22 protein-coding genes and 2 tRNA genes are annotated in these 22,416 nt (G+C 63.7%); 5 read left to right on the top strand and 19 right to left on the bottom strand.

All coding sequences use genetic code 11. From position 1 onward, the window contains the following. Positions 1-103 precede the first annotated feature (103 nt). Positions 104-1,210, top strand: coding sequence for an alanine dehydrogenase (gene ald, locus LZ016_RS04300; protein ID WP_241446071.1), 1,107 nt, complete (start codon positions 104-106; stop codon positions 1,208-1,210). Here the strand turns inward: ald and LZ016_RS04295 are convergent. The 9 genes from LZ016_RS04295 to LZ016_RS04255 form a co-directional block, all read right to left on the bottom strand. Further along, positions 1,189-1,827, bottom strand: coding sequence for a tetratricopeptide repeat protein (locus tag LZ016_RS04295; RefSeq protein WP_241446070.1), 639 nt, complete (start codon positions 1,825-1,827; stop codon positions 1,189-1,191). The genes ald and LZ016_RS04295 overlap by 22 nt on opposite strands. After that, on the bottom strand, positions 1,824-2,231 hold the full coding sequence (locus tag LZ016_RS04290) for a cytochrome c-type biogenesis protein (RefSeq protein WP_241446069.1): 408 nt from the start codon (positions 2,229-2,231) through the stop codon (positions 1,824-1,826). The genes LZ016_RS04295 and LZ016_RS04290 overlap by 4 nt, the downstream gene beginning before the upstream one ends. Beyond that, positions 2,228-2,755: a DsbE family thiol:disulfide interchange protein gene (locus LZ016_RS04285; RefSeq protein ID WP_241446067.1), complete on the bottom strand. Its 528-nt coding sequence runs from the start codon at positions 2,753-2,755 to the stop codon at positions 2,228-2,230. Before LZ016_RS04285 ends, LZ016_RS04290 begins: the two co-directional genes overlap by 4 nt. Beyond that, a complete protein-coding gene (locus tag LZ016_RS04280) occupies positions 2,752-4,659 on the bottom strand; it encodes a heme lyase CcmF/NrfE family subunit (RefSeq protein WP_241446065.1) in 1,908 nt (635 codons plus the stop codon). The genes LZ016_RS04285 and LZ016_RS04280 overlap by 4 nt, the downstream gene beginning before the upstream one ends. Then, positions 4,656-5,105 (bottom strand): cytochrome c maturation protein CcmE, encoded by a 450-nt coding sequence (gene ccmE / locus LZ016_RS04275; RefSeq protein ID WP_241446063.1) that lies wholly within the window; start codon positions 5,103-5,105, stop codon positions 4,656-4,658. The genes LZ016_RS04280 and ccmE overlap by 4 nt, the downstream gene beginning before the upstream one ends. Continuing rightward, the gene (gene ccmD, locus LZ016_RS04270; protein ID WP_241446061.1) at positions 5,102-5,230 is read right to left on the bottom strand and encodes a heme exporter protein CcmD; all 129 of its coding nucleotides are present in this window, start codon (positions 5,228-5,230) and stop codon (positions 5,102-5,104) included. Before ccmD ends, ccmE begins: the two co-directional genes overlap by 4 nt. Continuing rightward, complete coding sequence (gene ccmC, locus LZ016_RS04265) at positions 5,227-5,943, bottom strand: heme ABC transporter permease CcmC (protein WP_241446059.1); 717 nt, start codon at positions 5,941-5,943, stop codon at positions 5,227-5,229. The genes ccmD and ccmC overlap by 4 nt, the downstream gene beginning before the upstream one ends. Positions 5,944-5,952: 9 nt before the next feature. Then, complete coding sequence (locus LZ016_RS04260; protein WP_241446057.1) at positions 5,953-7,002, bottom strand: Glu/Leu/Phe/Val family dehydrogenase; 1,050 nt, start codon at positions 7,000-7,002, stop codon at positions 5,953-5,955. Between the two features lie 31 nt (positions 7,003-7,033). Further along, positions 7,034-7,110, bottom strand: a tRNA-His gene (locus LZ016_RS04255). A 204-nt stretch (positions 7,111-7,314) separates the two neighbouring features. Between LZ016_RS04255 and LZ016_RS04250 the strand changes: the two genes are divergently transcribed. Beyond that, entirely contained in the window at positions 7,315-8,034 is a 720-nt protein-coding gene (locus tag LZ016_RS04250) for a Crp/Fnr family transcriptional regulator (protein ID WP_241446055.1), read from the top strand. Positions 8,035-8,113: 79 nt separating this feature from the next. On the opposite strand, the gene LZ016_RS04245 is transcribed toward LZ016_RS04250, so the two are convergent. The 3 genes from LZ016_RS04245 to lon all read right to left on the bottom strand — a co-directional run bounded on the left by LZ016_RS04245 (position 8,114) and on the right by lon (position 11,024). Next, a tRNA-Val gene (locus tag LZ016_RS04245) sits at positions 8,114-8,188 on the bottom strand. 50 nt (positions 8,189-8,238) lie between these two features. After that, positions 8,239-8,559 (bottom strand): HU family DNA-binding protein, encoded by a 321-nt coding sequence (locus LZ016_RS04240; RefSeq protein ID WP_277622640.1) that lies wholly within the window; start codon positions 8,557-8,559, stop codon positions 8,239-8,241. 65 nt (positions 8,560-8,624) lie between these two features. Next, a complete protein-coding gene (gene lon, locus LZ016_RS04235; protein WP_241446054.1) occupies positions 8,625-11,024 on the bottom strand; it encodes an endopeptidase La in 2,400 nt (799 codons plus the stop codon). Positions 11,025-11,114: 90 nt separating this feature from the next. Between lon and LZ016_RS04230 the strand changes: the two genes are divergently transcribed. Together LZ016_RS04230 and LZ016_RS04225 are read left to right on the top strand one after the other, a co-directional pair. Beyond that, the gene (locus LZ016_RS04230) at positions 11,115-11,324 is read left to right on the top strand and encodes a hypothetical protein (protein ID WP_241446053.1); all 210 of its coding nucleotides are present in this window, start codon (positions 11,115-11,117) and stop codon (positions 11,322-11,324) included. Between the two features lie 187 nt (positions 11,325-11,511). Further along, positions 11,512-11,925 (top strand): methyltransferase family protein, encoded by a 414-nt coding sequence (locus LZ016_RS04225; protein ID WP_241446052.1) that lies wholly within the window; start codon positions 11,512-11,514, stop codon positions 11,923-11,925. A 1-nt stretch (position 11,926) separates the two neighbouring features. On the opposite strand, the gene LZ016_RS04220 is transcribed toward LZ016_RS04225, so the two are convergent. Continuing rightward, positions 11,927-12,445, bottom strand: a complete 519-nt coding sequence (locus LZ016_RS04220; RefSeq protein ID WP_241446051.1) for a CPBP family glutamic-type intramembrane protease — start codon at positions 12,443-12,445, stop codon at positions 11,927-11,929. Beyond that, positions 12,442-13,707: an ATP-dependent Clp protease ATP-binding subunit ClpX gene (gene clpX, locus LZ016_RS04215; protein WP_241446050.1), complete on the bottom strand. Its 1,266-nt coding sequence runs from the start codon at positions 13,705-13,707 to the stop codon at positions 12,442-12,444. Before clpX ends, LZ016_RS04220 begins: the two co-directional genes overlap by 4 nt. Positions 13,708-13,923: 216 nt before the next feature. Between clpX and LZ016_RS04210 the strand changes: the two genes are divergently transcribed. Then, positions 13,924-14,067 (top strand): hypothetical protein, encoded by a 144-nt coding sequence (locus LZ016_RS04210; RefSeq protein WP_241446049.1) that lies wholly within the window; start codon positions 13,924-13,926, stop codon positions 14,065-14,067. Between the two features lie 4 nt (positions 14,068-14,071). Here LZ016_RS04210 and LZ016_RS04205 read toward each other — a convergent pair whose 3' ends face one another. The 5 genes from LZ016_RS04205 to LZ016_RS04185 form a co-directional block, all read right to left on the bottom strand. Next, positions 14,072-15,805 carry a response regulator gene (locus LZ016_RS04205; RefSeq protein ID WP_241446048.1) on the bottom strand — a complete coding sequence of 578 codons (1,734 nt, stop codon included), beginning with the start codon at positions 15,803-15,805 and terminating at the stop codon, positions 14,072-14,074. Next, entirely contained in the window at positions 15,802-17,313 is a 1,512-nt protein-coding gene (locus LZ016_RS04200) for an ATPase domain-containing protein (RefSeq protein ID WP_241446046.1), read from the bottom strand. Before LZ016_RS04200 ends, LZ016_RS04205 begins: the two co-directional genes overlap by 4 nt. 163 nt (positions 17,314-17,476) lie before the next feature. Then, positions 17,477-18,754 (bottom strand): Xaa-Pro dipeptidase, encoded by a 1,278-nt coding sequence (locus LZ016_RS04195; protein ID WP_241446045.1) that lies wholly within the window; start codon positions 18,752-18,754, stop codon positions 17,477-17,479. 22 nt (positions 18,755-18,776) lie between these two features. Continuing rightward, a complete protein-coding gene (gene clpP, locus LZ016_RS04190) occupies positions 18,777-19,433 on the bottom strand; it encodes an ATP-dependent Clp endopeptidase proteolytic subunit ClpP (protein ID WP_241446044.1) in 657 nt (218 codons plus the stop codon). 130 nt (positions 19,434-19,563) lie between these two features. Beyond that, on the bottom strand, positions 19,564-22,404 hold the full coding sequence (locus LZ016_RS04185) for a TonB-dependent receptor plug domain-containing protein (protein ID WP_241446043.1): 2,841 nt from the start codon (positions 22,402-22,404) through the stop codon (positions 19,564-19,566). Positions 22,405-22,416: the final 12 nt, after the last annotated feature.

Here is a 22,416-nt window from a genome sequence, read left to right as displayed (position 1 = left end):
CACCGGTGCGCAACAGCCGCAAACCCCGGTGCAATCTGGGGGGACAAGGGCGATTCACGCGTCTATAGGCCCGCGCAATCATCATTAGCGGAGCGAACGAATAATGCGCGTTGGGGTGCCCAAGGAAATCAAGGTTCACGAGTACCGCGTCGGACTGACGCCGGCCTCGGTCGCCGAGCTCGTGGCGGCGGGACACCAGGTGTTCGTTCAGACGGGTGCCGGCGACGGCATCGACTGTCCGGATACGGCCTACACCAAGGCTGGGGCAGAAATCCTCCCGGACGCCGCCTCCGTATTCAAGTCGTCCGACATGATCGTGAAGGTCAAGGAGCCACAGCAGCAGGAAATCGCGCTGCTCGAGCCGCGCCACATCCTCTTCACCTACCTCCACCTCGCCGCGGACAAGCCGCAGGCCGAAGGTTTGATGAAGTCGGGCGCCACGTGCATCGCCTATGAGACGGTAACGTCGCGTTCGGGCGCTCTGCCCCTGCTCAAGCCGATGAGCGAAGTCGCGGGCCGCATGTCCGTCCAGGTCGGCGCGCATTACCTCGAAAAGGAACAGGGCGGACGCGGAGTCCTGCTCGGCGGCGTCCCCGGGGTTGCTCCCGCGAAGGTCGCGATCCTCGGCGGAGGGGTCGCGGGCGTGAACGCCGCGCAGATGGCGACGGGCATGCGCGCCGACGTCACCATCTACGACATCAACAACGACCGCCTTGCAGAACTCGACATGTTCTTTTCGAGCCAGATCAAGACCGCCTACGCTTCGCGTGCAGCCATTGCCAATGCGGTGAAGGAAGCCGAGTTGGTCATTGGTGCGGTGCTCGTTCCGGGTGCAGCGGCTCCGAAGCTCGTCACACGGGACATGCTGAAGACGATGAAGCGCGGCTCCGTCCTCGTCGACATTGCGATCGACCAAGGCGGCTGCTTCGAGACCTCGCATGCGACGACGCATGCCGACCCAGTCTACGAGGTCGATGGCATCATTCATTACTGCGTCGCGAACATGCCGGGCGCCGTTGCCCGAACCAGCGCCTTTGCACTGAACAACGCCACCCTGCCCTTCGCGCTGAAGATCGCGAACCTGGGTGCGGAAGAAGCGATGCGGCAGGATCCGCATCTCGCGGAAGGCCTCAACGTTTCCGGCGGCAAGATCCGCCACGAAGCCGTGGCCGAAGCGCTCGACCTCCCTTACGAGCCGGTCGCAGCCTGAGGAGCTTTGGGTTGCGATCGCGGCTGAACGGCCGTGATCGCGCCTTCGACCAGCGGTCGCCAGCTCGCATCGGCAGGCGCCTCTGTCAGGATCTCGCGCCACAGCTTGGTCCCGTCCTGCGGATCGCCTGAGCGCGCAAGCGCCAGGCCGTAGAAAAAGCGCGGCGCGGGATGGTTCGGCGCCAGCTCTGCCGAGCGGCGGAAGGCCAGCTCGCTCGCAGGAGTGATCGTTCCCGCATGGTCGGCGAGCGCATTGCCGAGGCCGATCCACAGCATGGGATCGCCCGGATGTTCGCGGACGGCAGCAGTGAGTGTTGCCACCGCCTGCTCGGTTTCGCCGCGGCTGGCGTAGGATTCGGCGATGACCAGCCAGTGTTCGGTCGGGGTGAAGGTGCCGAAGAAGGCATGGCGGAACTTGGTCAGAGGTATGGGCGCGGGGCGCTGAGCAGTGCTCCGTGGCGACCCAGCAAGGTTTGGATGCCCCTGGACCGCATAGCCAGCCGCACCGAACAGGAGTGCCGCTCCGGTCAGTTGCAGCATCGCACCGCGAACGCCGATGGCCCACACACTCGCTAGTGCCGCGCACATGAGCAGGAGCAGAAGGAACCAGCCGGTCACTTGCGCCTCCTCCTCATACGGCCAGCCGCCGCGGCGGCGCCAAAGATCAGCAGGATGATCGGAGCCGCCCAGAGCGGCCACGAAACCGGCTTTGCCGTGGGCCGATAGCTGATCCAGTCGCCGTAGCGATCGACAAGCCATGCACGAATAGAATCCGGCTTCTCACCGGCGGCTATGCGCCGACGAACAAGATCGCGCATGTCCCCCGCTAGGTCGGCATCGGAGTCGGCGATCGACTGACCCTGGCAGACGAGGCACCGCAGCTCCTCCATGAGGGCCTGTGCCTTGGCCTCCTGCTCAGCATCGGGCAGCTGGCGGTTCGCCCAATAAGCAGGCGGCATGTTGGAATCCGCGATTGCCGGCGCGCCGAGCAAGAAGGCGATGGCGAGAACGAGGCTCCTCATCGCACCTTCTCCAGCTCGGCCATGATGCGCGGAAGATCGCTCCGCTCGATTGCGCCGACGTGCTGAAGGCGGATGACTCCCTTGCCGTCGATGATGAAGGTCTCGGGAACACCGGAAGAGCCGAGCGCGAGCTGCGTGCGGCTGGTCGGATCGGAGCCGATGCGCTCGTAAGGGTTGCCGTGGCGGTTGAGGAAGGCGCCGACCGCGCCGTTGTTATCGCGGATTGCGATGCCGTCGATCGCGACCCCGCGTTTGCGAAGTTCATCCAGCACCGGAGCTTCTCCGATGCAGGGCACACACCAGCTCGCGAACAGGTTCAGCAGCCGTGGCTTGCCCGTCGCGAGATCTGTCGACTTCAAGCCTGCGGTGTTCGGCAGAACCGCAGGAAGCGCGAACTCGGGGACTTCGCGATTCACGAGCTGCGAGCGGATGGTAGGGTCGTCCGGCTGAATCAGACGCCACGCGAAGGTGCCGAGGATCCAGATCAGAAGAATGATTGGCAGCAGGCGAAGACCGCGGCTCATTGTGCGAGCCTCTTGCGCCACGACCGCCGTGCATGTCCCGCGAATGCTAGCAGACCGCCGAAGCCGATGAGCCCGCCTCCCAGCCAGATGAGCGTGACAAGCGGCTTCCACCACAGCCTCAGCTGCCAGCGGCCTTCCTCGTCCGAGCGACCGATCACCGTGTAGAGCTGGCCGTTGAGGAAAGTGTCGATAGCGGCTTCGTTCGTCTCCGTCGGCGGACTGGTGAAGAAGCGTGTTTGCGGGCGGAGGACGCTCACCCCTCCACCGCGAGACGCATGCAGTTCGGCCTCTACGGCCGTCCAGTTCGGACCAGCGACAGGGCTGATCCCCTGGAAGGCGACGAGCCAAGGGCCGACCGAGACGGTTTCGCCGAGTTTCACCGCCGTGAGCCGTTCCGTCGTAAAGGCACTGTCGGCCGCCATCCCCGCGACGGACACTGCTGCACCCATGTGGGCGATGGCCATGCCCCACGTCGCAAGCGGCGTACGCAGCGGGTTGCGCCCGATAAGTGGGACCAGCGACGCGGGGATGAGGCCCGCGGCGAGCGCCAGGCCGAACTTGGAGAGCGGGCTCGCTTGTGGGATCGCAAGGAAGGCGATCACGAGAGCTGTCGCGGCGAACAGAGCCGGTAATGCAAGCTTTCGCAGGATCGGCCGCCCCTCCCTACGCCAACTCAGCAGCGGCCCGACTGCGAGAAGGATGCCAAGCAGGATCGCGAGCGGTCCCGCAACGGCATTGAAATAGGGCGCTCCGACGGAGAGCTTCTCACCGCTGAGCGCCTCAACGAACAGTGGATACAGCGTTCCGATGAAGACGATGCCGAGGATCACCGTCAGCAGCAGGTTGTTGACGACGATCCCCGCTTCGCGGCTGACAGGCTCGAACGGGGCGCCCTCGCGCAGGGAACCTGCTCTGACCGCGAACAGGGCAAATGCCGCGGACACGTAGATGCCAAGCAGCAGCAACAGGAATGCGCCACGCGTGGGATCGACCGCGAAGGCATGCACGGACGTCAGGATGCCGGATCGGACGAGGAAGGTGCCGACCATCGACATCGAGAAAGCGATGACGGCCAGCATCATGGTCCATGCCTTCAGCGCGTTGCGGGCAGCGAGGACGGCGACCGAGTGCAACAAAGCCGTTGCCGCGAGCCAGGGCATGAGCGACGCGTTCTCGACTGGGTCCCAGAACCACCAGCCGCCCCAGCCAAGCTCATAATAAGCCCAGTAGCTTCCGGCAGTGATGCCGAGCGTCAGGAATATCCACGCGCCGAGAACCCAGGGACGCATGGCCCGTGCTAGACGCCGGTCGACATCGCCGGCCAGCATCGCTCCGACCGCGAGGCTGAAGGCCACCGATAACCCGACATAGCCCAGGTAAAGCGTCGGAGGGTGGAACGCGAGACCTGGGTCCTGGAGCAGCGGATTGAGCCCCCTGCCCTCCGGCGCGGCCGGGTTCAGCCGCGCGAAGGGATTGGACGCACCCAGCAGAAAGGCATGAAAGCCCAGCGCGAGCGCGGCCTGTGCGCCGAGCGCGGCGATCAGCGTTCGGCTGGACAATTGCCTCGAGAAGGTGGCGAGCGCGGCACCCGACAGCCCGAGGACCATGACCCAAAGGAGCATCGAGCCTTCGTGGTTCCCCCACGCTCCGGCGACCTTGTAAAGGAAGGGCTTCTCGCTGTGGCTATTCTCGACAACCAGCGCGACCGACAGGTCCGTCCGCGCGAACACGAGCAGCAGCATCGAAAAAGCGAAGAGGCACATCGCGCCCTGCACGATGGCAAGCGCGCGAACGGGACGATCGGCCTCCAGCGTACCGCGAACGTGCAGCACGCTGAGGAACAGGCCGAGCAGCGAAAGCGCAGCCGCAAGCCACAGAGCAGCGAGGCCGGCTTCGGCGATCATCGCTTGAGCGTCTGCCCCGCCTTATGCTCCGCGGCCTGATTGCCGAGCTCCGGCGGCATGTAGCGCTCGTCATGCTTGGCCAGGATATTGTCGGCAACGAAGGTTCGGTCGGACCCAAGCTTGCCCTCCGCGACCACGCCGCTCCCCTCACGGAACAGGTCGGGCAGGATGCCGCGATAGGTCACCGGCACACGTCCTTCGCCGTCCTCGACGATGAAGCGGGTGGTGACACCGTCGCTCTGGCGCCTTACCGAGCCGCGCTCGACCATTCCGCCGAGCCGCATCGCTTTTCCGTCACTGCCCTTGCCCGCGACAATATCCGCCGGCGTGTAGAAATAGGCTGCGCGATCCTTGAGGCCCCACATCGCAAGGAGGACGGCCCCAAGCACGGCGATGGCTGCGAGAAGTACAAGCACCAAGCGCTGGTGCTTTGGGCGGGCGATCATTGGCGCTTCAGCTCGTCCGCTGCGCCTTCGGCCTTGCGCATGGACGTCCAGCTCCACAGCAGCAGACCCGCCGTTGCCAGCGAGGCGATCGCATAGGCGGCCGTAACAAAGATCCAGTGGCTCATTCGGCCGCCGCCCGGCGCAAGCGCGCCTCCACCTTGGCCTCCGCAAGCTCTGCTCGCATCCGCATCAGGACCGCCGCTCCGAAGAGGCAGGTGAAGCCGATGGCCGACACGAAAAGCGGCCACAGGATCGAGCCGTCGATTGTCGAGCCGCTGAGGCTGATGCTCTGTCCCTGATGCAGGGTCCGCCACCAGAGAACCGAATAATGGATGATGGGCAGGTTGATGGCGCCGATGAGGCCGAACAGTGCGGCGATACGCCCCTCGCCGCCTCGCTCCTTCTCGGCGCCGGCCAGAGCGATGTAGCCGAGATAAAGGAAGAACAAGATCAGCATCGACGTCAGTCGCCCGTCCCACTCCCACCAGGTGCCCCAGGTCGGACGGCCCCAGATGGAGCCGGTGAGAAGGCACACTGCCGCGAAGGTCGCGCCCGCCGGCGCGAACGCCCGTCCGGCGATCGCCGCGAGCGGATGGCGCCAGACGAGCTGACTTACGGATGCGGCAGCGACGCCGGCCCACCCGACCATGCCGAGCCAGGCTGCCGGAACGTGGACGTACATGATCCGCACCGTCTCGCCCTGCAGATAATCCGCCGGGGTCAGCGTCAGTCCGCTCACCAACGCGAACGCCGTCAGCGCTAGTCCGACCAGCAACAGCCAGGCTGTCGCGGGCCGCGCGATCTTCAGGAACCTTGCCGGATTGGCAAAGCGGTGCACGTCAGCCCTTTACCCTCTGCCGATGAGGCGCTGAGCCATGAAGTCCGCGACAGATGCAGGGTCGCGGCTGGTCTCGGCGCTTTCCGACCAGATCTGCTCCAGGCGAACCGGGATGCCCTCGATCTTCTCGCGCACGGCGCGCGCGTCTCCGCTGCGCAGATATTCGATGCAGACGTTGATGATGCCGCCGGCGTTGATGACGTAGTCCGGCGCGTACAGAATGCCACGCGCGTGCAGACGGCCGCCGTCTTCCGGAGTCGCCAGCTGGTTGTTCGCGCCGCCGGCGATGATCGGCGTCTTCAATGCGGCGATCGTCTCTTCGGTCAGGATCGCACCGAGGGCGCACGGGCTGAGGACGTCCGCCTCCAGCCCGAGGATTTCGTCGGTGCCAACGACCGTTCCGTTGACCGCATCCGCCAGGTGGCGCGCCTTTGCCTGATCGACGTCCGCGATTGAAATGCGTGCACCTTCGGCAGCTGCGTGAACCGCAACGCCGGTCGCAACGCTACCCGCGCCCTGAAGCGCGATGTGCAGCCCGTTCAGGCTGTCCTTGCCGAGGGCGCGGCGGACCGCCGCCTTGATGCCCAGGAAAACGCCGAGCGACGTATGCGGACCGGGATCGCCACCGACCTCACCGCCCTCGACCGGAAGCCCTGCGACGAACGGCGTCTGTCGACGGATCTCGATCATGTCAGACACACTCATTCCGACGTCTTCGGCGGTCACATAGCGGCCGCAGAGCTGATCGATCGCCTTGCCGAACGCGTGCAGCATTTCCGGCGTCTTCTCGCGCTGGCTGTTGGCCAGGATGACTGCCTTGCCGCCGCCCAGCGGAAGGCCCGCCATGGCATTCTTGTAGCTCATTCCGCGGGACAGGCGCAGCGCGTCCGTCAACGCGTCGGCGGGATCGGCATATTGCCAGAACCGGCAGCCGCCGCCGGCGGGACCGAGGTGCGTGGAGTGAATGGCGACGATCGCCTTCAGCCCGCACTCCTCGTTCCAGACGAAATGCAGGTTCTCGTGTGCGTCGAAATCCTCGAAGCCCCAGGGCGTATTCATAGTTTGGGAAGGTCCGATAAGTCGTAGAAAATGGGGCGATCGACGGGACTTGAACCCGCGACCCTCGGTACCACAAACCGATGCTCTAACCAGCTGAGCTACGATCGCCACGGCGCGCCCCTGAGATCCTCTCCCGAAGGCGCGCGCGCTCCTTAGGGTTGCCGATATCCGAACGCAAGCGACGGGGACGACAAGTGCGCAGTCCGACGGCCTTTAGGTTCACGGGTCAATATGGACCTGAATAGGACCATTTTAAGTTGCTTGCTAAGAACGTTTCAGAGGCGCATCGTCTTTTCGAAGGGGAGATGCGAGATGTTGGCGAGTCGCCGCTCGGGGCCGACTGCCGGATCGACCGTTTCGCTTCGCGAGACGTTGGTGGCGGCGGGGCTTCGTCAAGAATTAGCCGATGAGCTCGACCGCATGCCTCAGAAGGTCGTGCAGGTCGATCCCCGCCGGCCCTTTCGCGAAAGCGGGATACCGCGCGACGAAGTCGTGTTCGTGCGTTCCGGCATTCTCTCCAAGTTCAAGGTAGACAGTTCAGGCCGGCGGCAGATCGTCGCGCTCAGATTCCCCGGCGAAGGCATCCTGCCTCGTGAAGGCATGTCGAGCTATGGCATACAGGCCGTCGTCCCGAGCGAAATCCTGGTCGGCGATGCTGAAGACTTCAACGCAATCGTCGAGAAGTATCCGGAACTCCACAAGTTTTTCTGGCAGCTGACGCAACGCAACGAGAATATCGGCTACGAATGGCTCGTGAATTGCGGGCGAAGGGATTCGACGGCCCGGGTCGCTCACCTGCTCTGCGAAACCGCCGTTCGCAGCCGCACGAACGTTCCCGAAGAGCCGCTCCACAATCCCTTCACGCAGCAGCAGATTGCGGAGATCACCGGCCAGACCTCGGTCAACGTGAACCGGGTGATGGCGGATCTGGAGCGCCAGGGACTCATCGAGCGTCACGGCCGCGACATCCTGTTCCGCGATTGGTCGGAGATGCGGCGGGTCGCGAGCTTCCAGCCCAGTTACCTGGAGTAATTACCGGATTTCGGGGTTCATCTCGCCAGCCCGCGGATGTCCATGCTCGGCTGTCCGGGGAACAGCCTGTGCGTGGACATGGTGGGCGCGACAGGGATTGAACCTGTGACCCCACCCGTGTGAAGGGTGTGCTCTACCGCTGAGCTACGCGCCCATGCCCTCGCAGGAACCGGGCAGATAGGGACGCCGGAGCGCCCTGTCCAGCTATTGAACGGCGTCCTTGAGAACCTTGCCCGGACGGAACTTCGGCTGGGCGCTCGCCTTGATCTGCATGGGTTCGCCGGTCCGCGGATTGCGCCCCGTGGAAGCCTTTCGACGCGTCACCGAGAAATTGCCGAATCCGACAAGACGCACCTCGTCACCTCTCTTCAGGGCAGAGGTGACCACTTCCAGCATCGTCTCGACCGCACGCGCCGCATCGTTGCGGCTCAGGCCGGCGCGATCAGCGACATGGCCGATCAGTTCCTGCTTGTTCATCGGACGGCTCTCCCGGAACTGGGCGGGAGACTCGGCCCCCGCCTGCAGCAACCTTAAGGCAAGACTCTAAACACAAGTAAAGGTCACCGGTCAGTGCGTGCCGTGTTGGACCACTAATGGCGAAGCGGTGACTCCGAGTCCGAAGGATGGCCCGGGAGTGGCGGTTCGGCCGCATGCTCGTCAGTCTCGCTCCACTCGATCGGCTGCATCGGCTGGGTCATCGCCCGCGCGAGCACGTCGTCGACATGCGCGACGGGCACGATCTCCAGCTGCTCCTTAACGCTCGTCGGAATGTCAACGAGATCCTTCTCGTTTTCCGAGGGGATGAGCACGGTAGTGATGCCGCCACGAAGAGCCGCGAGAAGCTTTTCCTTGAGCCCGCCGATTGGAAGCACCCTGCCCCGCAGCGTCACTTCGCCTGTCATTGCCACGTCGCGGCGAACCGGAATAGCCGTAAGCGTTGAGATCATCGCCGTAACCATGCCGATGCCGGCGGACGGACCATCCTTCGGCACCGCGCCTTCCGGCAAGTGAACGTGGATGTCCTTGCGGGCGAAGATCGACGGCTTCACGCCGAACGCCGGCGCGCGAGCCTTCACGAAGCTCATGGCCGCCTGGATCGACTCCTGCATCACTTCGCCGAGCTTGCCGGTCGTGCGGATCTGGCCCTTCCCGGGGACGGTGACCGCTTCGATCGTCAGCAGCTCACCGCCGACCTCGGTCCACGCCAGTCCCGTGACCGCACCGATCTGGTCCTCTTCCTCACCGACGCCGAAGCGATAGCGGCGAACCCCCAGGAAGTCGGACACATTGTCAGGCGTTAGCTCGACACGCTCCATCTTGCCTTCGAGGATCTGACGCAGCGACTTGCGGGCGACCTTGGCTAGCTCGCGCTCGAGCGTGCGGACGCCGGCCTCGCGGGTATAATGGCGGATCATCGAGCGAAGGCCTTCATCGGTGAAGACCAGTTCCTCGTCCTTCACGCCATGCGCTTCCATCTGCTTCGGGATGAGGTGGCGCTTGGCGATCTCGACCTTTTCGTCCTCGGTGTAACCCTCGAGACGGATGATCTCCATGCGGTCGAGCAGCGGCTGCGGCATGTCGAGCGAGTTCGCGGTGGTCACGAACATCACGTCCGACAGGTCGTAGTCGAGCTCCAGGTAATGGTCCTGGAACTTGTTGTTCTGCTCGGGATCGAGAACCTCGAGCAAAGCGGACGACGGATCGCCGCGGAAATCCTGGCCGAGCTTGTCGATCTCATCGAGCAGGAAGAGCGGGTTCGAGGTCCCCGCCTTCTTCAGGTTCGAAATGATCTTGCCCGGAAGTGACCCGATGTAGGTGCGCCGGTGACCGCGAATCTCGGCCTCGTCGCGGACGCCGCCCAGTGACTGGCGAACGAACTCGCGGCCTGTCGCCCGAGCGATCGAGCGTCCGAGCGACGTCTTGCCGACGCCAGGAGGTCCGACGAGGCAGAGGATCGGGCCCTTGAGGCGGTTGGTCCGCGCCTGCACAGCGAGATATTCGACGATGCGGTCCTTGACCTTCTCAAGGCCGTAATGGTCCTCGTCGAGCACGCGCTGCGCTTCGGCGATATCCTTCTTCAGCTTCGACTTCTTGCCCCACGGAAGGCCGAGAAGAACGTCGAGGTAGTTGCGCGCAACCGTCGCTTCGGCGGACATCGGAGCCATCGCCCGGAGCTTCTTCAGCTCGGCGGTCGCTCGCGTTCGGGCCTCCTTCGACAGGCGCGTCTTGGCGATCTTGTTGGCAAGCTCCTGGAGCTCGTCGCCGCCCTCTTCGCCTTCATTGCCGAGCTCGCGCTGGATCGCCTTGAGCTGCTCGTTCAAATAATATTCGCGCTGCGTCTTCTCCATCTGACGCTTCACCCGGCTGCGGATCTTCTTCTCGACCTGCAGCACGCCGAGTTCGCCTTCCATGAAGGCGAAGACCATCTCGAGGCGGCGCGCGGTGTTCAGTTCACCAAGAAGGGCCTGCTTGTCGGAAACCTTGATCGACAGGTTCGACGCAACAGCATCCGCGAGCACCGACGCATCGTCGATCTCGCCGAGCTGGATGCCGGTCTCGGGCGGAAGCCGCTTGTTGAGCTTCGCGTAATTCTCAAACTGATCGATGACCGAGCGCATCAGCGCCTGGACTTCGGGCCCGTCGGCCGGCTCTTCATCGATCTCCTCGATTTCGGCATTCATGAACCCGTCGCCCGGAACGAGGTTCAGCAGGCGCGCGCGCTTGGCTCCTTCGACGAGCACGCGAACGGTGCCGTCGGGCAGCTTCAGAAGCTGCATCGCGGTTGCAACCACACCGAGGTCGTAGAGCGCGTCCCGATCGGGATCGTCATCGGCCGGATCGAGCTGCGCAACGAGGAAGAGTTCCTTGTCCGCCGTCATGGCCGCTTCGAGCGCTGCGACGCTCTTTTCACGGCCTACAAAGAGAGGAACGATGCGCTGCGGAAATACGACGATGTCGCGCAGCGGAAGGATCGGGAGTAAACGCTTCATGCGAGACTATATGGGCGGCGCATCTTGAAGGCGCAACAAAGCCAGGAACAATCGCGCCAAGCCGTTCGCTGATCGCCAAAGGAGAGCGAGATGGCCGATAGAGAAAAGATCAGCAACGGTCCGAACGATCGTCCGCTGAACGAGTCAATCGCCGGCACCGGGCCCGGAATTCCGGATGAGGCGCTTGCGCCCGGCGAGGAAGAACTGCCGCAGCCACCGACAGCCGAAGAAGAGCAGCGCATTCGCCAGCGCCTCGGCGTTGCTGAAGAAGTGGACACGCTCCCGCTCGAAGGTGAGTGAATTACTGTATTGCTGCCATAATACAGTTATGATAGTGGGAGTGCCATGACTTAGTCGTATCCCGTGAGTCCATTCCAGTTCGGGCTGTTCTGCGCGCTCGTGGCGATTTTCGCGATTGGATTGGCGCGGTCGTTCGCGAACCGCGGTCAAAGCACGGACGGCAAGCGCGACTATCGCTCGCGGGTCGGTGCCTTTCCAGCTGGCTGGCGTTTCGATCGTTGTCCTGGGCCCGATCTACGCCCCTCTCGAAGCGTCCGACTCAGCGGCGCTCGCAGGTATTCTCGTGGCCACCGTCTTCGGTAGCGCAACGCTCGCTCTCTATCGGACAAGCGCTCAGGCCCTCGCGACCCGGCGGGCCCTCGTGCAGCACGGGCCCTATCGCCGCGTGCGCCATCCCATCTATTTCGCAATGCTTTGCCTGATGATCGCGCTGGCGGCATCGTCCGGGCACTGGCTGCAGTTTCTTTTCGCCGTTCCGATTTTCATCGCTGGCACCGCCATCCGCGTTCACTTCGAGGATTTGAGCCTGGCGCGCCGGTTCGGCGACGAATTCCGGAACTACGCGCGGAGCACTCCGCCGCTGGTCCCGCGTTTCCGCTAATTCAGAACGGCTTTCCGTAGGCGACGACGAGCGCGCTCGGCAGGTTCTGCATGGCGTGCACGGCCATCGGCATAGCGAAGGCCGCTAGCAGCGACCGCTCCCGCCACGTCACGAACAAGGTCGAAAAGATCAGGAACGGCCACCAGATCACCATGCCCCAGGTCGGCGCGAGACTCGAATGGGCGATGCCCCAGCCAATGCTGCTGGCGAGGATTGCCACCGGCGGGCTGAAGAAACGAAGCAGGATCAACAGGAAGCCGCCCATGATCAGGCTCTCGACCACTGGCGAGAAGACGGCGAGCAGGAAGACCGCGAGCAGACCTTTGACGTCGAACTGCGGCTGGGGGACATCGGGCGCAACCATTCCGATCAGCCAGGCGAGAGCCAGACTCGGAATGATCGCGGTCAGCCATCCGACGAGGATCGCCAGCAGAGGGCGGCGAGCCTCGCGGATCGGCTTCGGAAGGAAGTTCAGGAATTTGAGATCGCCGGGGTAATCCGCGGCCAACTCACCCGTCACGCGGCGTCGCCCGCCTTACCCTTCTTGGCGTAGACTCGGACGGGCTCCTTGCGGCCTTCGACGACCTCCTTGTCGACATGCACCTCGTCGACCCCGTCCATGGACGGAAGATCGAACATGGTGTCGAGCAGGATGCCTTCGAGGATCGAGCGTAGGCCTCGAGCGCCGGTCTTCCGGTCGATTGCCTTGCGAGCAACCGAATGCAGCGCGTCGTCGCTGAAGCCCAGCTCCACGTCCTCCATGTCGAACAGCTTCTGGTATTGCTTCACCAGAGCGTTCTTCGGCTGAACGAGGATTTCCACGAGTGCCGCTTCGTCGAGGTCCTCGAGCGTCGCGATCACCGGCAGACGGCCGATGAACTCCGGGATCAGGCCGAACTTCAGCAGATCCTCGGGCTCGCAGTGGCGAAGCGTTTCGCCCGTCTTGCGCTCTTCCGGAGCCGCAACGTGGGCACCGAAGCCCATCGACTTGCCTTCCATACGGTCGGAGATGATCTTCTCCAGCCCCGCGAATGCGCCGCCGCAGATGAACAGGATGTTCGTCGTGTCGACCTGCAGGAATTCCTGCTGCGGATGCTTGCGGCCGCCCTGCGGAGGAACCGACGCAGTCGTGCCTTCCATCAGCTTGAGCAGCGCCTGCTGCACGCCTTCGCCCGACACGTCGCGGGTGATCGACGGATTGTCCGACTTGCGGGAAATCTTGTCGATCTCGTCGATGTAGACGATGCCGCGCTGCGCCTTCTCGACATTGTAGTCGGAAGCCTGGAGCAACTTGAGGATGATGTTCTCGACATCCTCGCCAACGTAACCGGCTTCGGTCAGCGTCGTCGCGTCAGCCATCGTGAACGGGACGTCCAGGATGCGCGCGAGCGTCTGGGCAAGCAGCGTTTTGCCGCAGCCCGTCGGGCCGATCAGCAGGATATTCGACTTCGCGAGCTCGACCTCATTGCCGGTCTTCGAGCCATGGCTTAGCCGCTTGTAGTGGTTGTGTACCGCGACCGAGAGCACGCGCTTCGCACGGTCCTGGCCGATCACGTAATCGTCCAGAACCTTGCAGATTTCTGCGGGCGTCGGGACGCCGTCGCGAGTCTTCACGAGCGCCGACTTCGACTCCTCGCGGATGATGTCGTTGCACAGCTCGACGCATTCATCACAGATGAACACCGTCGGCCCGGCGATGAGCTTGCGCACCTCGTGCTGCGACTTCCCGCAGAAGGAGCAGTAGAGGGTGCTTTTGCCGTCGCTGCCTGAAAGCTTGGTCATTCCTGTCCTTGTTCAACCGGTCGCTTGCGACCGTCCCTCGAAGGCCATGCTAGCCTTCTTTATCTCACAATCAATCTAGCTTGGCGGTTAACGCCAGCCCCGGTCGATTGCTCCTGTCCCGAATATGGATTGTGGGTGGGCAACCGGCAAGTAGCGGATTTTGCTGGAACAGTCGCCCCGCCCGACCTGTTGGCGCCAAAACGAAGGAGTATCAGAATGGCGCAAAAATCGGCGCGCGGAAATCCCGGAGGTCAGTTGAAAAAGGGTGATGCGGGCGCCCAGGGCGGTCGCGGCGGTGCCGAAAAAGGAGGCAGCGGCAACAAGGGCGGATCCAAAAGCGGGAAGAGCGGCAACAAGTAGACGCTCAGGCGTCCCGTTTGCGGCGGACCTTGTCCAGGTCAACCGCACCCTCGCGCCCGATTCCCAGCGCGTTGGCGATGTGCGACGCGAGTTCCGTCATCCGAAAAGGCTTCCGCACGAGCATGCTCGGGTCGAGGTCGTCGCCGAATTCCTCGACATCAGCATAACCGGTGGCGAAAAGGAGGGGCACTTCCGGCCTCAGCCGCTTCACCTCCCGGGCGAGTTCGACGCCGTTCATCATCGGCATCATCACATCGGTGATGACGAGATCGAAGCGCTGCTCCCGGATCAAATCCAGTGCCTCGGGAGCGTGATCGACCGCGACGACGGAGTATCCCAGCTCCTCGATGATTGCGGCAGCCGCGGTCCGGACGTCATCGTCATCGTCGACGACGAGGATTCGAGCGCCCGCGTGGCCGCTGCTCTTGGGGATTGATGCTGCGGCGCCTTCTGCCGCCTGCAGCGTCCGTGGAAGATAGAGCGTGACGGTAGTCCCCTCACCCTCGCAGCTTTCTATCCGGGCCGTACCGCCGGACTGCCGGGCAAAACCATAGAGTTGAGACAGGCCGAGACCGGTCCCCTTTCCGGGCTCCTTGGTCGTGAAGAAAGGCTCGAAAGCGCGGGCGACGACGCTGGGTGCCATACCCTTGCCGCTGTCCGAGACCGCGATGGAGACGTATTCGCCTTCATGAAGGTCCGACCGAAGGTCCAGGGGCACCTCCGACAGGTTCGTCGTCGTGATCTTGAGCTTCCCGCCCGACGGCATGGCATCGCGGCCGTTGATCGCCAGATTGAGGATCATCATCTCGAGCTGCGTTCGATCGGCAAGAGCCGACCAGAGGTTGGGTTCGAGCTGAGTCTCCAAGCGGATCCGGGGCCCCAAGGAGCGCGCCAGTAGATCGCTCATATGAGACACGACGTCGTTTGCATCGATCGGCGCAGGCGAGAGGCGCTGACGCCTCGAGAAGGCTAAGAGCTGCGTCGTGAGCTTCGCACCGCGCTCTGCTGCCAGCAGCGCGTTTCCGGCGAGCTTCCGCTCCCGTTCGCCGACCAACCGCCGCATAAGCAGATCGATCGAGCCGATGACGGCCGTCAGCAGATTGTTGAAGTCGTGGGCGATGCCGCCAGTCAGCTGGCCGACCGCCTCCATCTTTTGAGCCTGGATCAGGCGCGCTTCCGCCTTCTCGCGCTCGGCAATTTCAGCCGTGAGCCGATCGTTCGCTGCGGCCAGATCCCGCGTGCGCTCACGGACCTTCGTTTCAAGCGAGGCCGCGAGCTGCCTCAATTCGCCACGCGCGGCTTCGAGATCCTCCAGGTGGCGTGCCGCGAGCCGCTGGCGCAATCTTCCGCGGACCGCCGACCGCGCCGAACTCACGAGGGAGGCGGGATGTAGGGGCCGCTCGAGCAATGTGGCGTTGAGAGATTGCTCCAGACCCGCCGTAGTGCGGGCCTCTCGCTGATTGCGCCTGACGAGAATGATGAACGGAAAGTCGGACCAGGGAGGCTGCCGGTCGACTGCGGCCCGGAGCTCCGCCAGCCCCACGCGCGTGATTGCTTCGTCCGTGATGATCGCGCCCGCATGACCGCCGGTCTCGATCGCTCGCAGCAGGGCGTCGCCTGTCTCGTCGATCTGCGCGGCAATGCCCACGTCGCGCAAAAGTGAGAGCAGCACGGACGCATCGCGGCCCTCCGGGGCAACGATCAGCATTGCATCGTCGGAGGTCCGGTCGCGGCTCACGAACGGTCTTTCAGAAGCTGCTCCCCACCCACATAGGTCGGAACGCCGGTCAGGATGCCCCGGAAGCCCGACAACTTCTGCCCAACCTGAATACCCTGGGCATCGATCATCATCTCGCGGATCGCGTTCTCGTGCGCTCCAGTGCGCTTCTTGATGACCGAAATCGCCCGGCGGATTTCGCCATCGGCTTCGAAGAAGCGCAGCAACAAGGCCGCATCACAAAGGTAGGTCATATCGACGGGCGTCTGCATGACGCCAACCATGCCGCTCTGCGCCAGAATGACGAATGTCAGCACACCCTGCTGGTTCAAATATGTCAGCATTTCATGCATTTGGAGCAGCAGGAATTGCTCCTCAGGCATTGCGTGCTGGTAGCCCGTCAGAGAGTCGAGAACGACAACGCTCGCTCCGTCCTGCTCGACCGCCTTGCTCACTGTGCCGGCAAACTCGCCGGGGGATAGCTCAGCCGGATCCACTTGCCGGAAGACGAACTGCTTCGATGCGAGCACCTCGGAGAAGTCCCAGCCAAGACCTTGTGCACGGTGGAGGAATACGCGCTCGGTCTCGTCGAAGCTGATAAAGAGCGCTTTCTCGCCCCGCTCGAGCGCAGCCTGGACGTAACGCATGGCGATTGTCGATTTGCCGATGCCCGACGGCCCCACGATGAGGGTCGAAGTTCCGTAATCCAATCCGCCACCCACCAGCGCGTCGAGTTGCGGCACACCGCTCATCGCCTGCTCGCGGAAGCCGCCCATATCGGGATGCGAGCCCGCCACGAGCCGTGGAAAGACTTCGAGCCCGCCGGTACGAATGATGTAGTCGTGGAAACCGCCATGGAAGGCGCGGCCGCGCATTTTGAATACCCTGAGGCGGCGGCGTTCCGCACCGTAGGTTTGCGCAATCTGCTCCAGCCGGAGGACGCCATGCGCGAGGCTATGGAGGCCGAGATCCTCTTCTGCCTGTGTGAGGTCGTCGAGGAACAGCACCGTGCAGTGCCGTGTGGCGAAGAAATGCTTCAGTGCGAGCACTTGCCGCCGGAACTTCAGAGCGCCCTGCGAAAGCAGCCGGATCTCGGAAAGGCTGTCGAACACGACGCGCGCCGGGGCCACACGCTCGACCTCCTCCATGACAAGGCGCAGCGTTTCGCCGAGTTCGAGATCGGACGCATACAGGATCGACTGCTCGCGATCGGGGTCAAGGCTAAGCTCCGGTGGAACGAGCTCGAAAATCTCGATGCCGTCCACGGACCAGCCATGGGTGCCGGCCACCTGGATCAGCTCGTCCCGGCCCTCGCTGAGCGTGATGTAGAGGCAACGCTCGTTCTTCGTCCTGCCTTCGAGCAGGAACTGCAGTCCGAGCGTTGTCTTCCCCGCGCCGGGCTCGCCTTCGATCAGATGGACGCGGTTGGCGGCATAGCCACCCCGCAAAATGTAATCGAGCGCGGGCAGCCCGGATGTAACCGGGCCCGCATCCTGCAACAATTCACGCTCACCACTGATATCTGCCATCCGACTCCCTCTTCGCGGGCGACCCGTAAGCCTCCCAAAGCTGCCAGGTAAGTAGCTGCGCAGCACAAATGCTGCTCATCACATTTGTTAAGTCACGGGGAACAGGGCTGAAACAAACGGCCGTGGGGAGCACAATGCGCTAACCTGCCATTGCGTTCCGCCGCTAGCGGACGAGCTCACCGCCCTTGATCACGGCATCGACATGCTCGAGCAGACGGATATCGGTTAGCGGGTCCCCGCTGACCGCGATGAGATCGCCCCATCCGCCCGGACGGAGCGTACCGACCTCGCCTTCCAAGCGCAGCGCCTTGGCCGCCTCCGTCGTAGCCGCCTGGATGGCCCCCATCGGCGTCATTCCGTAGCGGACCATGTAGGCGAACTGGCGGCCTCCGAGGCCGTAGGGATAGACGGCTGCATCGGTGCCGAAGGTCAATTTCGCGCCGGCCTTTACCGCCGCGGCAAAGCCATTGCGCTGAACGTCGGTCGTCTCGCGGTTCTTGCGGAGATATTCGGCGGGCCACCCCTGCTTGGTCCCGACTTCTTCGATCCAGTCGCCGTTGTAGATGTCCATGTCGAGCCAGACGCCCCGCTTCTTGGCGAGGGCGATACCTTCGGCGTCGAGATAGCTGGCGTGCTCGATTGTCCGCGCTCCCGCGCGGATCGCGGCCTTGATGCCTTCGGCCCCGTGCGCGTGCGCGATGCAGTAGCTTCCGCGCAGTTTCGCTTCGTCACAGGCTGCCTTCATCTCTTCCGGGCTGAGTTCGAGCGCTCCGGGCTCGCTGCCGATGGCGAGAACCGCGCCGGTGGCGATGAGCTTGATGAAATCCGCTCCGTGATCGAGGAGATAACGCGCGCGGTCGCGAGCGTCGGAGGCATTGTGGACCTCACCGATGCGGAAGGTCTCCGGCAGCGAAATATCCGGCGCGAGGGCGTCGATCTCGCCCCCGCCGCCGGGCGTCGTGATGTACCCGCCCGCGACGAACATGCGCGGGCCTTCCACGTCACCGGCATTGATCGCATCCCTGAGCGCGATGTCCGTCAGCCCGCGATAGACGCCGACGTCCCGGACCGTCGTGAAGCCCGCGCGCAGCATGGTCTTCGCGGCCGGAACGGCCTTGAGGATCGTGGCGGCCTCGCTGTGCTTCAGCGGCTCCGCTGGATCGCTGCCTTCGGTCGCGCCGTCGGTGATGTGGGTGTGAAGATCGATTAAACCGGGAAGGACGGTGTAGGCAGACCAATCGATGACGATCGCCGTGTCGGTTGCGTCCCACGGACCGATAGAGACGATCTTTCCGTCGACGATCCGGATGCGCTGGTCGGTGCTGACCTTGCCGCTGTCGGGGTCAAACAGTCGGCCCGCGCGAACGTCGACCGTTGCAGCGAGGGAGGGCGACGCGGCAGCCAACGCACAAGCAAATGCCAGCGCCAGCCGTGCCGCCATGTCCTCCTCCCCCGTCTTGCGCTTAACCGGGCGTTACGTCCCCGGCGCCGGTGCCGGCATCTTCGCCCTGCTCCGGACGCTTGTCGAACACCTCGTCGATGAGGCCGAATTCCTTGGCTTCGTCGGCTTCAAGGAACTTGTCGCGGTCCATCGCCTTCTCGATCTCCTCGATCGATTGGCCGGTGTACTTTGCGTAAAGCGTGTTGAGACGCGAGCGCATCCGCAGAATCTCGCGCGCCTGGATTTCGATGTCGGCAGCCATTCCTTGCGCGCCGCCCGACGGCTGGTGGACCATGATGCGGCTGTTGGCGAGCGCGATGCGCATCCCGGGCTCGCCGGCGGCCAGCAGGAAGCTGCCCATCGACGCCGCCTGGCCGATGCACACCGTCGCGACCTTCGGCCGGATGTATGCCATGGTGTCGTGGATCGCGAGACCAGCGGTCACCACGCCTCCCGGCGAGTTGATGTACATGAAGATGTCCTTCTTCGGGTTCTCTGACTCGAGGAAGAGCAACTGGGCAGTAACGAGCGAGGCCATGTGGTCCTCGATCGCGCCTGTGATGAAGATGATCCGCTCGCGGAGAAGTCGGGAGTAGATGTCGAAGCTGCGTTCGCCGCGGTTCGACTGCTCGATCACGATTGGAACGAGCTGAGAAACGATGTCCTGATGGTCAAGCACGTGAAGCGGATCCCTTGAAGGTGGTGCCACCTACATCGGGCGGAACTGCGAAAGGTTCAAGCGGCCCGCCAAAGGAAAAGGGGCGGCCCGGGATTGCCGAACCGCCCCACCCCCTCGAGCGACGCGAGACTTAGAGCTTCGCGTTGATGCGGAAGTAGAAGTAGCGACCTGGGATGTCGTAGGTCGTCGGGTCGAAACCGTTGACGTCGCAGGTGAAGCAGGCCGGAGCCTTGACGTTGAACAAATTGTTCACACCGAAGGCGAAGCCAAGCCGGTCGACGAGGTGCGGACCGGCCCAAAGGCGGAGCTGGACGTCCGTGTAGAACTTGTTGCCGAGGTCGTGACCCGTGCTCTCCTCGACATTCTTGATGTAGCGCCCCGTCAGAGACGAGCCGAACCAGGCGTAATCCCAGTCGATGATGCCGATGGCCTTCCACTTCGGATAGGCCTGCGACGGGCTTCCAACTTCCGTGCCTTCGCGGCTGATCTTCTGGGTACCGTCGCCGGTCGGCAGGATCAGGTCGTAGTTCTGCAGGAACGTGTTGTTCCAGGTGAACCCGAACGATCCGATCGATGTCTTCGGCGTGCGATAGAGCAGGTTGAAGTCGATGCCCTTCGTCTTGATCCCGGCGACGTTCTCCAGCTGGCTCTGGATGCCGACGATATCACCGGCGGCGCGCGTGATGCGGGCGCAGGCGGTCGGATCGTTGTTGTAAACGCAATTCTCGACGCTCGTCTGGGCCGGGAAGGCCTGAATCGCGTCGTTCACGTCTATCTTGTACCAGTTCAGCTCGGCCGAGAAGCGCGGGATGAACGACGGGCTGTACACCGCACCGAAGTTCCAGCTCTTAGACGTTTCGGGCTTCAGATCGCGGTTGCCGCCCGTGATGACGGACAGCTGGTCGTCGGGCTGTGTCGACGAGCCCGCCGGCGCGCCCTGAGCGGCGCAGTTGGCAGCGACCTGCGCGTCATTCGTGAAGTTGCGCGGCAATGCGCTGTGGATCGAGCAAGGATCGTCGAACGCAGAGTCGAAGCGCGAGAAGGTCCCGAACAACTCGCCAATCGACGGAGCCCGGAAGCCTTCGGCCCACGAACCACGCAGCCGCAGGTCCGCGATCGGCTTCCAGTTCGCACCGAACTTGAAGGTCGTGGCAGAGCCGGACGTCGAATAGTCCGAGAAGCGGACGGCGCCGGTCAGCTCCAGCAGCTCGGCGAACTGCACGCCCTTCAGCAGGGGTGCGTTCAACTCGGCGTAGAGTTCCTTGACGTTGTACTTGCCGCTGGTCGGCTGGGCCGGAATGTCCGCGCCGAGTCCGGCCGCGATCACCGGATCCGGATTGAACGCGCCGCGCTGCTTGCGGAACTCGAAGCCGGCGGCGATCCCGAGCGGGCCGCCCGGAAGCTCGAAGAGGGAGCCGGTCACGTTGCCGGTCCAATCCCACTGCTTCTGCCAGCTTTCGTCATGCTGCTCGAAGGTGATCCAATCCAGCTGATCCTGGGTGATCGTCCCCGCGCCGCCGAAGATATTGAACGGTACGCAGCCCGGCGTCGCGTTGCAGACGGCGAGCGGACCGAGGGCGGTCTGGAGACGAGCCGCATTGAGGTTCCCGAGCATGGTCTGCTCGGCCTTGTTGCGGCCGTAGGCCATGTTCAGGTCCCAGAACCAGTCGGTTCCGCCCAGGTTGAACTTACCATCGAGTGTGCCGACGCCGTAGAAGGTCTTCACGCTCTGGCGGAACCGCCGCGGCCCAAGCTCCATCATGCGGCGGCGGATGACGATGTAGTTGCTCTCATCGAGCGTAACACCGAACGGATTGTACGGGTTGGTCGCATCGATATCGATCGTATCGAGCAGATTGAGGTTGCCCGCCGCCTGGCCGATCAGCAGCGGCAGCGGCGCGGCCTGGTTCTTCGACGAACGATGGTTGTAAGTCAGTTTCCCGGAGAAGTTCACATTGTCGGTGACGGCGGTCTTGAAGTTGCCGAATACGCCCGCGCGTTCGACCGGGATCTGGATGTAGTTGTACGGCGCGAAGTTGAACGCATCCGCATTGCCGGCGTAGTCACGGAAATCATCCGGGAACGTCGGTCTGCCATTGACCGCGTGAATGAGCGTGAGGTCCTCGCCCAACACGCGGAAGCGTCCGAGCGGGATCGTTCCCGAGCAACCGCCGGCAAGGCAGCTGTCCGCATAGGGCTGCGGGAAGCGGGAGATGGAGCGGTCTTCCGACCTGACGCCTTCCTGCTTCACATAGTTGGCGCCGACGACGAACGTGACCGGATTGTCCGACCCATTACCCCAGCTCAGCTGGTAATTCTGCGTGGTGCCGTCGCCCTGGCCGTACTGGCCGACCTGGGCGCTGGCCTGGAAGCCCTCCTGCGAGTGCTTCGTGATGATGTTGACCACGCCCGCGATCGCGTCCGAGCCGTAGATCGGCGACGCGCCGTCGAGCAGGACCTCGATACGCTCGATCGCGCTGTCAGGGATAGCGTTGAGGTCGGTCGACCCGGGGACGCCGCTGGCGGATGCGCCGTTCACGAAGCGCAGACCGTCGACAAGGACGAGGGTCCTGGCGGAGCCGAGATAGCGAAGATCGATTTCGGCAGCACCCGCGCCCACGCCCGCGCCGCTCGGCGGGTTGCCGAGGTTGCCCGAGTTGTTGAACTTGCTGTTGATGCCGCCCGCGGCTGCCGGAAGGCGCTGGAGAACGTCGTTGACCGAATTCAGGCCCGTCTTCGCAATGTCCGCCTGATCGACGAACACCACCGGAGAATCCTGCGAAAGGGGGTCGCGGCGAATGCGCGAACCGGTGATGACAATGTCGTCGCCGGATGAGGGCTCCGTAGCCGTTGACGCCGGATTCTGCTGCGCCTCAGGTGGCGGCACATTGTCTTGCGCAGATGCTGACGTGGCGATTGCCACCACGGCCAGAGCTGTACCAGCGCGCAGCGCGAACGGAATCCGCTTCATCGGAAAGCCCCC

Origin of the sequence: Sphingomonas telluris, assembly GCF_022568775.1 — a bacterium.
Classification (GTDB): domain Bacteria; phylum Pseudomonadota; class Alphaproteobacteria; order Sphingomonadales; family Sphingomonadaceae; genus Sphingomicrobium; species Sphingomicrobium telluris.
This window is presented reverse-complemented; position numbering and strand designations above follow the sequence as displayed.

What these genes read in the sequence shown, in the direction of transcription:
- ald (WP_241446071.1), top strand. Translation starts at nt 104, where the DNA reads ATGCGCGTTGGGGTGCCCAAGGAAATCAAGGTTCACGAGTACCGCGTC.
- LZ016_RS04290 (WP_241446069.1), bottom strand. Translation starts at nt 2,231, where the DNA reads ATGAGGAGCCTCGTTCTCGCCATCGCCTTCTTGCTCGGCGCGCCGGCA.
- LZ016_RS04285 (WP_241446067.1), bottom strand. Translation starts at nt 2,755, where the DNA reads ATGAGCCGCGGTCTTCGCCTGCTGCCAATCATTCTTCTGATCTGGATC.
- LZ016_RS04280 (WP_241446065.1), bottom strand. Translation starts at nt 4,659, where the DNA reads ATGATCGCCGAAGCCGGCCTCGCTGCTCTGTGGCTTGCGGCTGCGCTT.
- ccmE (WP_241446063.1), bottom strand. Translation starts at nt 5,105, where the DNA reads ATGATCGCCCGCCCAAAGCACCAGCGCTTGGTGCTTGTACTTCTCGCA.
- ccmD (WP_241446061.1), bottom strand. Translation starts at nt 5,230, where the DNA reads ATGAGCCACTGGATCTTTGTTACGGCCGCCTATGCGATCGCCTCGCTG.
- LZ016_RS04260 (WP_241446057.1), bottom strand. Translation starts at nt 7,002, where the DNA reads ATGAATACGCCCTGGGGCTTCGAGGATTTCGACGCACACGAGAACCTG.
- LZ016_RS04250 (WP_241446055.1), top strand. Translation starts at nt 7,315, where the DNA reads ATGTTGGCGAGTCGCCGCTCGGGGCCGACTGCCGGATCGACCGTTTCG.
- lon (WP_241446054.1), bottom strand. Translation starts at nt 11,024, where the DNA reads ATGAAGCGTTTACTCCCGATCCTTCCGCTGCGCGACATCGTCGTATTT.
- LZ016_RS04230 (WP_241446053.1), top strand. Translation starts at nt 11,115, where the DNA reads ATGGCCGATAGAGAAAAGATCAGCAACGGTCCGAACGATCGTCCGCTG.
- clpX (WP_241446050.1), bottom strand. Translation starts at nt 13,707, where the DNA reads ATGACCAAGCTTTCAGGCAGCGACGGCAAAAGCACCCTCTACTGCTCC.
- LZ016_RS04210 (WP_241446049.1), top strand. Translation starts at nt 13,924, where the DNA reads ATGGCGCAAAAATCGGCGCGCGGAAATCCCGGAGGTCAGTTGAAAAAG.
- LZ016_RS04200 (WP_241446046.1), bottom strand. Translation starts at nt 17,313, where the DNA reads ATGGCAGATATCAGTGGTGAGCGTGAATTGTTGCAGGATGCGGGCCCG.
- LZ016_RS04195 (WP_241446045.1), bottom strand. Translation starts at nt 18,754, where the DNA reads ATGGCGGCACGGCTGGCGCTGGCATTTGCTTGTGCGTTGGCTGCCGCG.
- LZ016_RS04185 (WP_241446043.1), bottom strand. Translation starts at nt 22,404, where the DNA reads ATGAAGCGGATTCCGTTCGCGCTGCGCGCTGGTACAGCTCTGGCCGTG.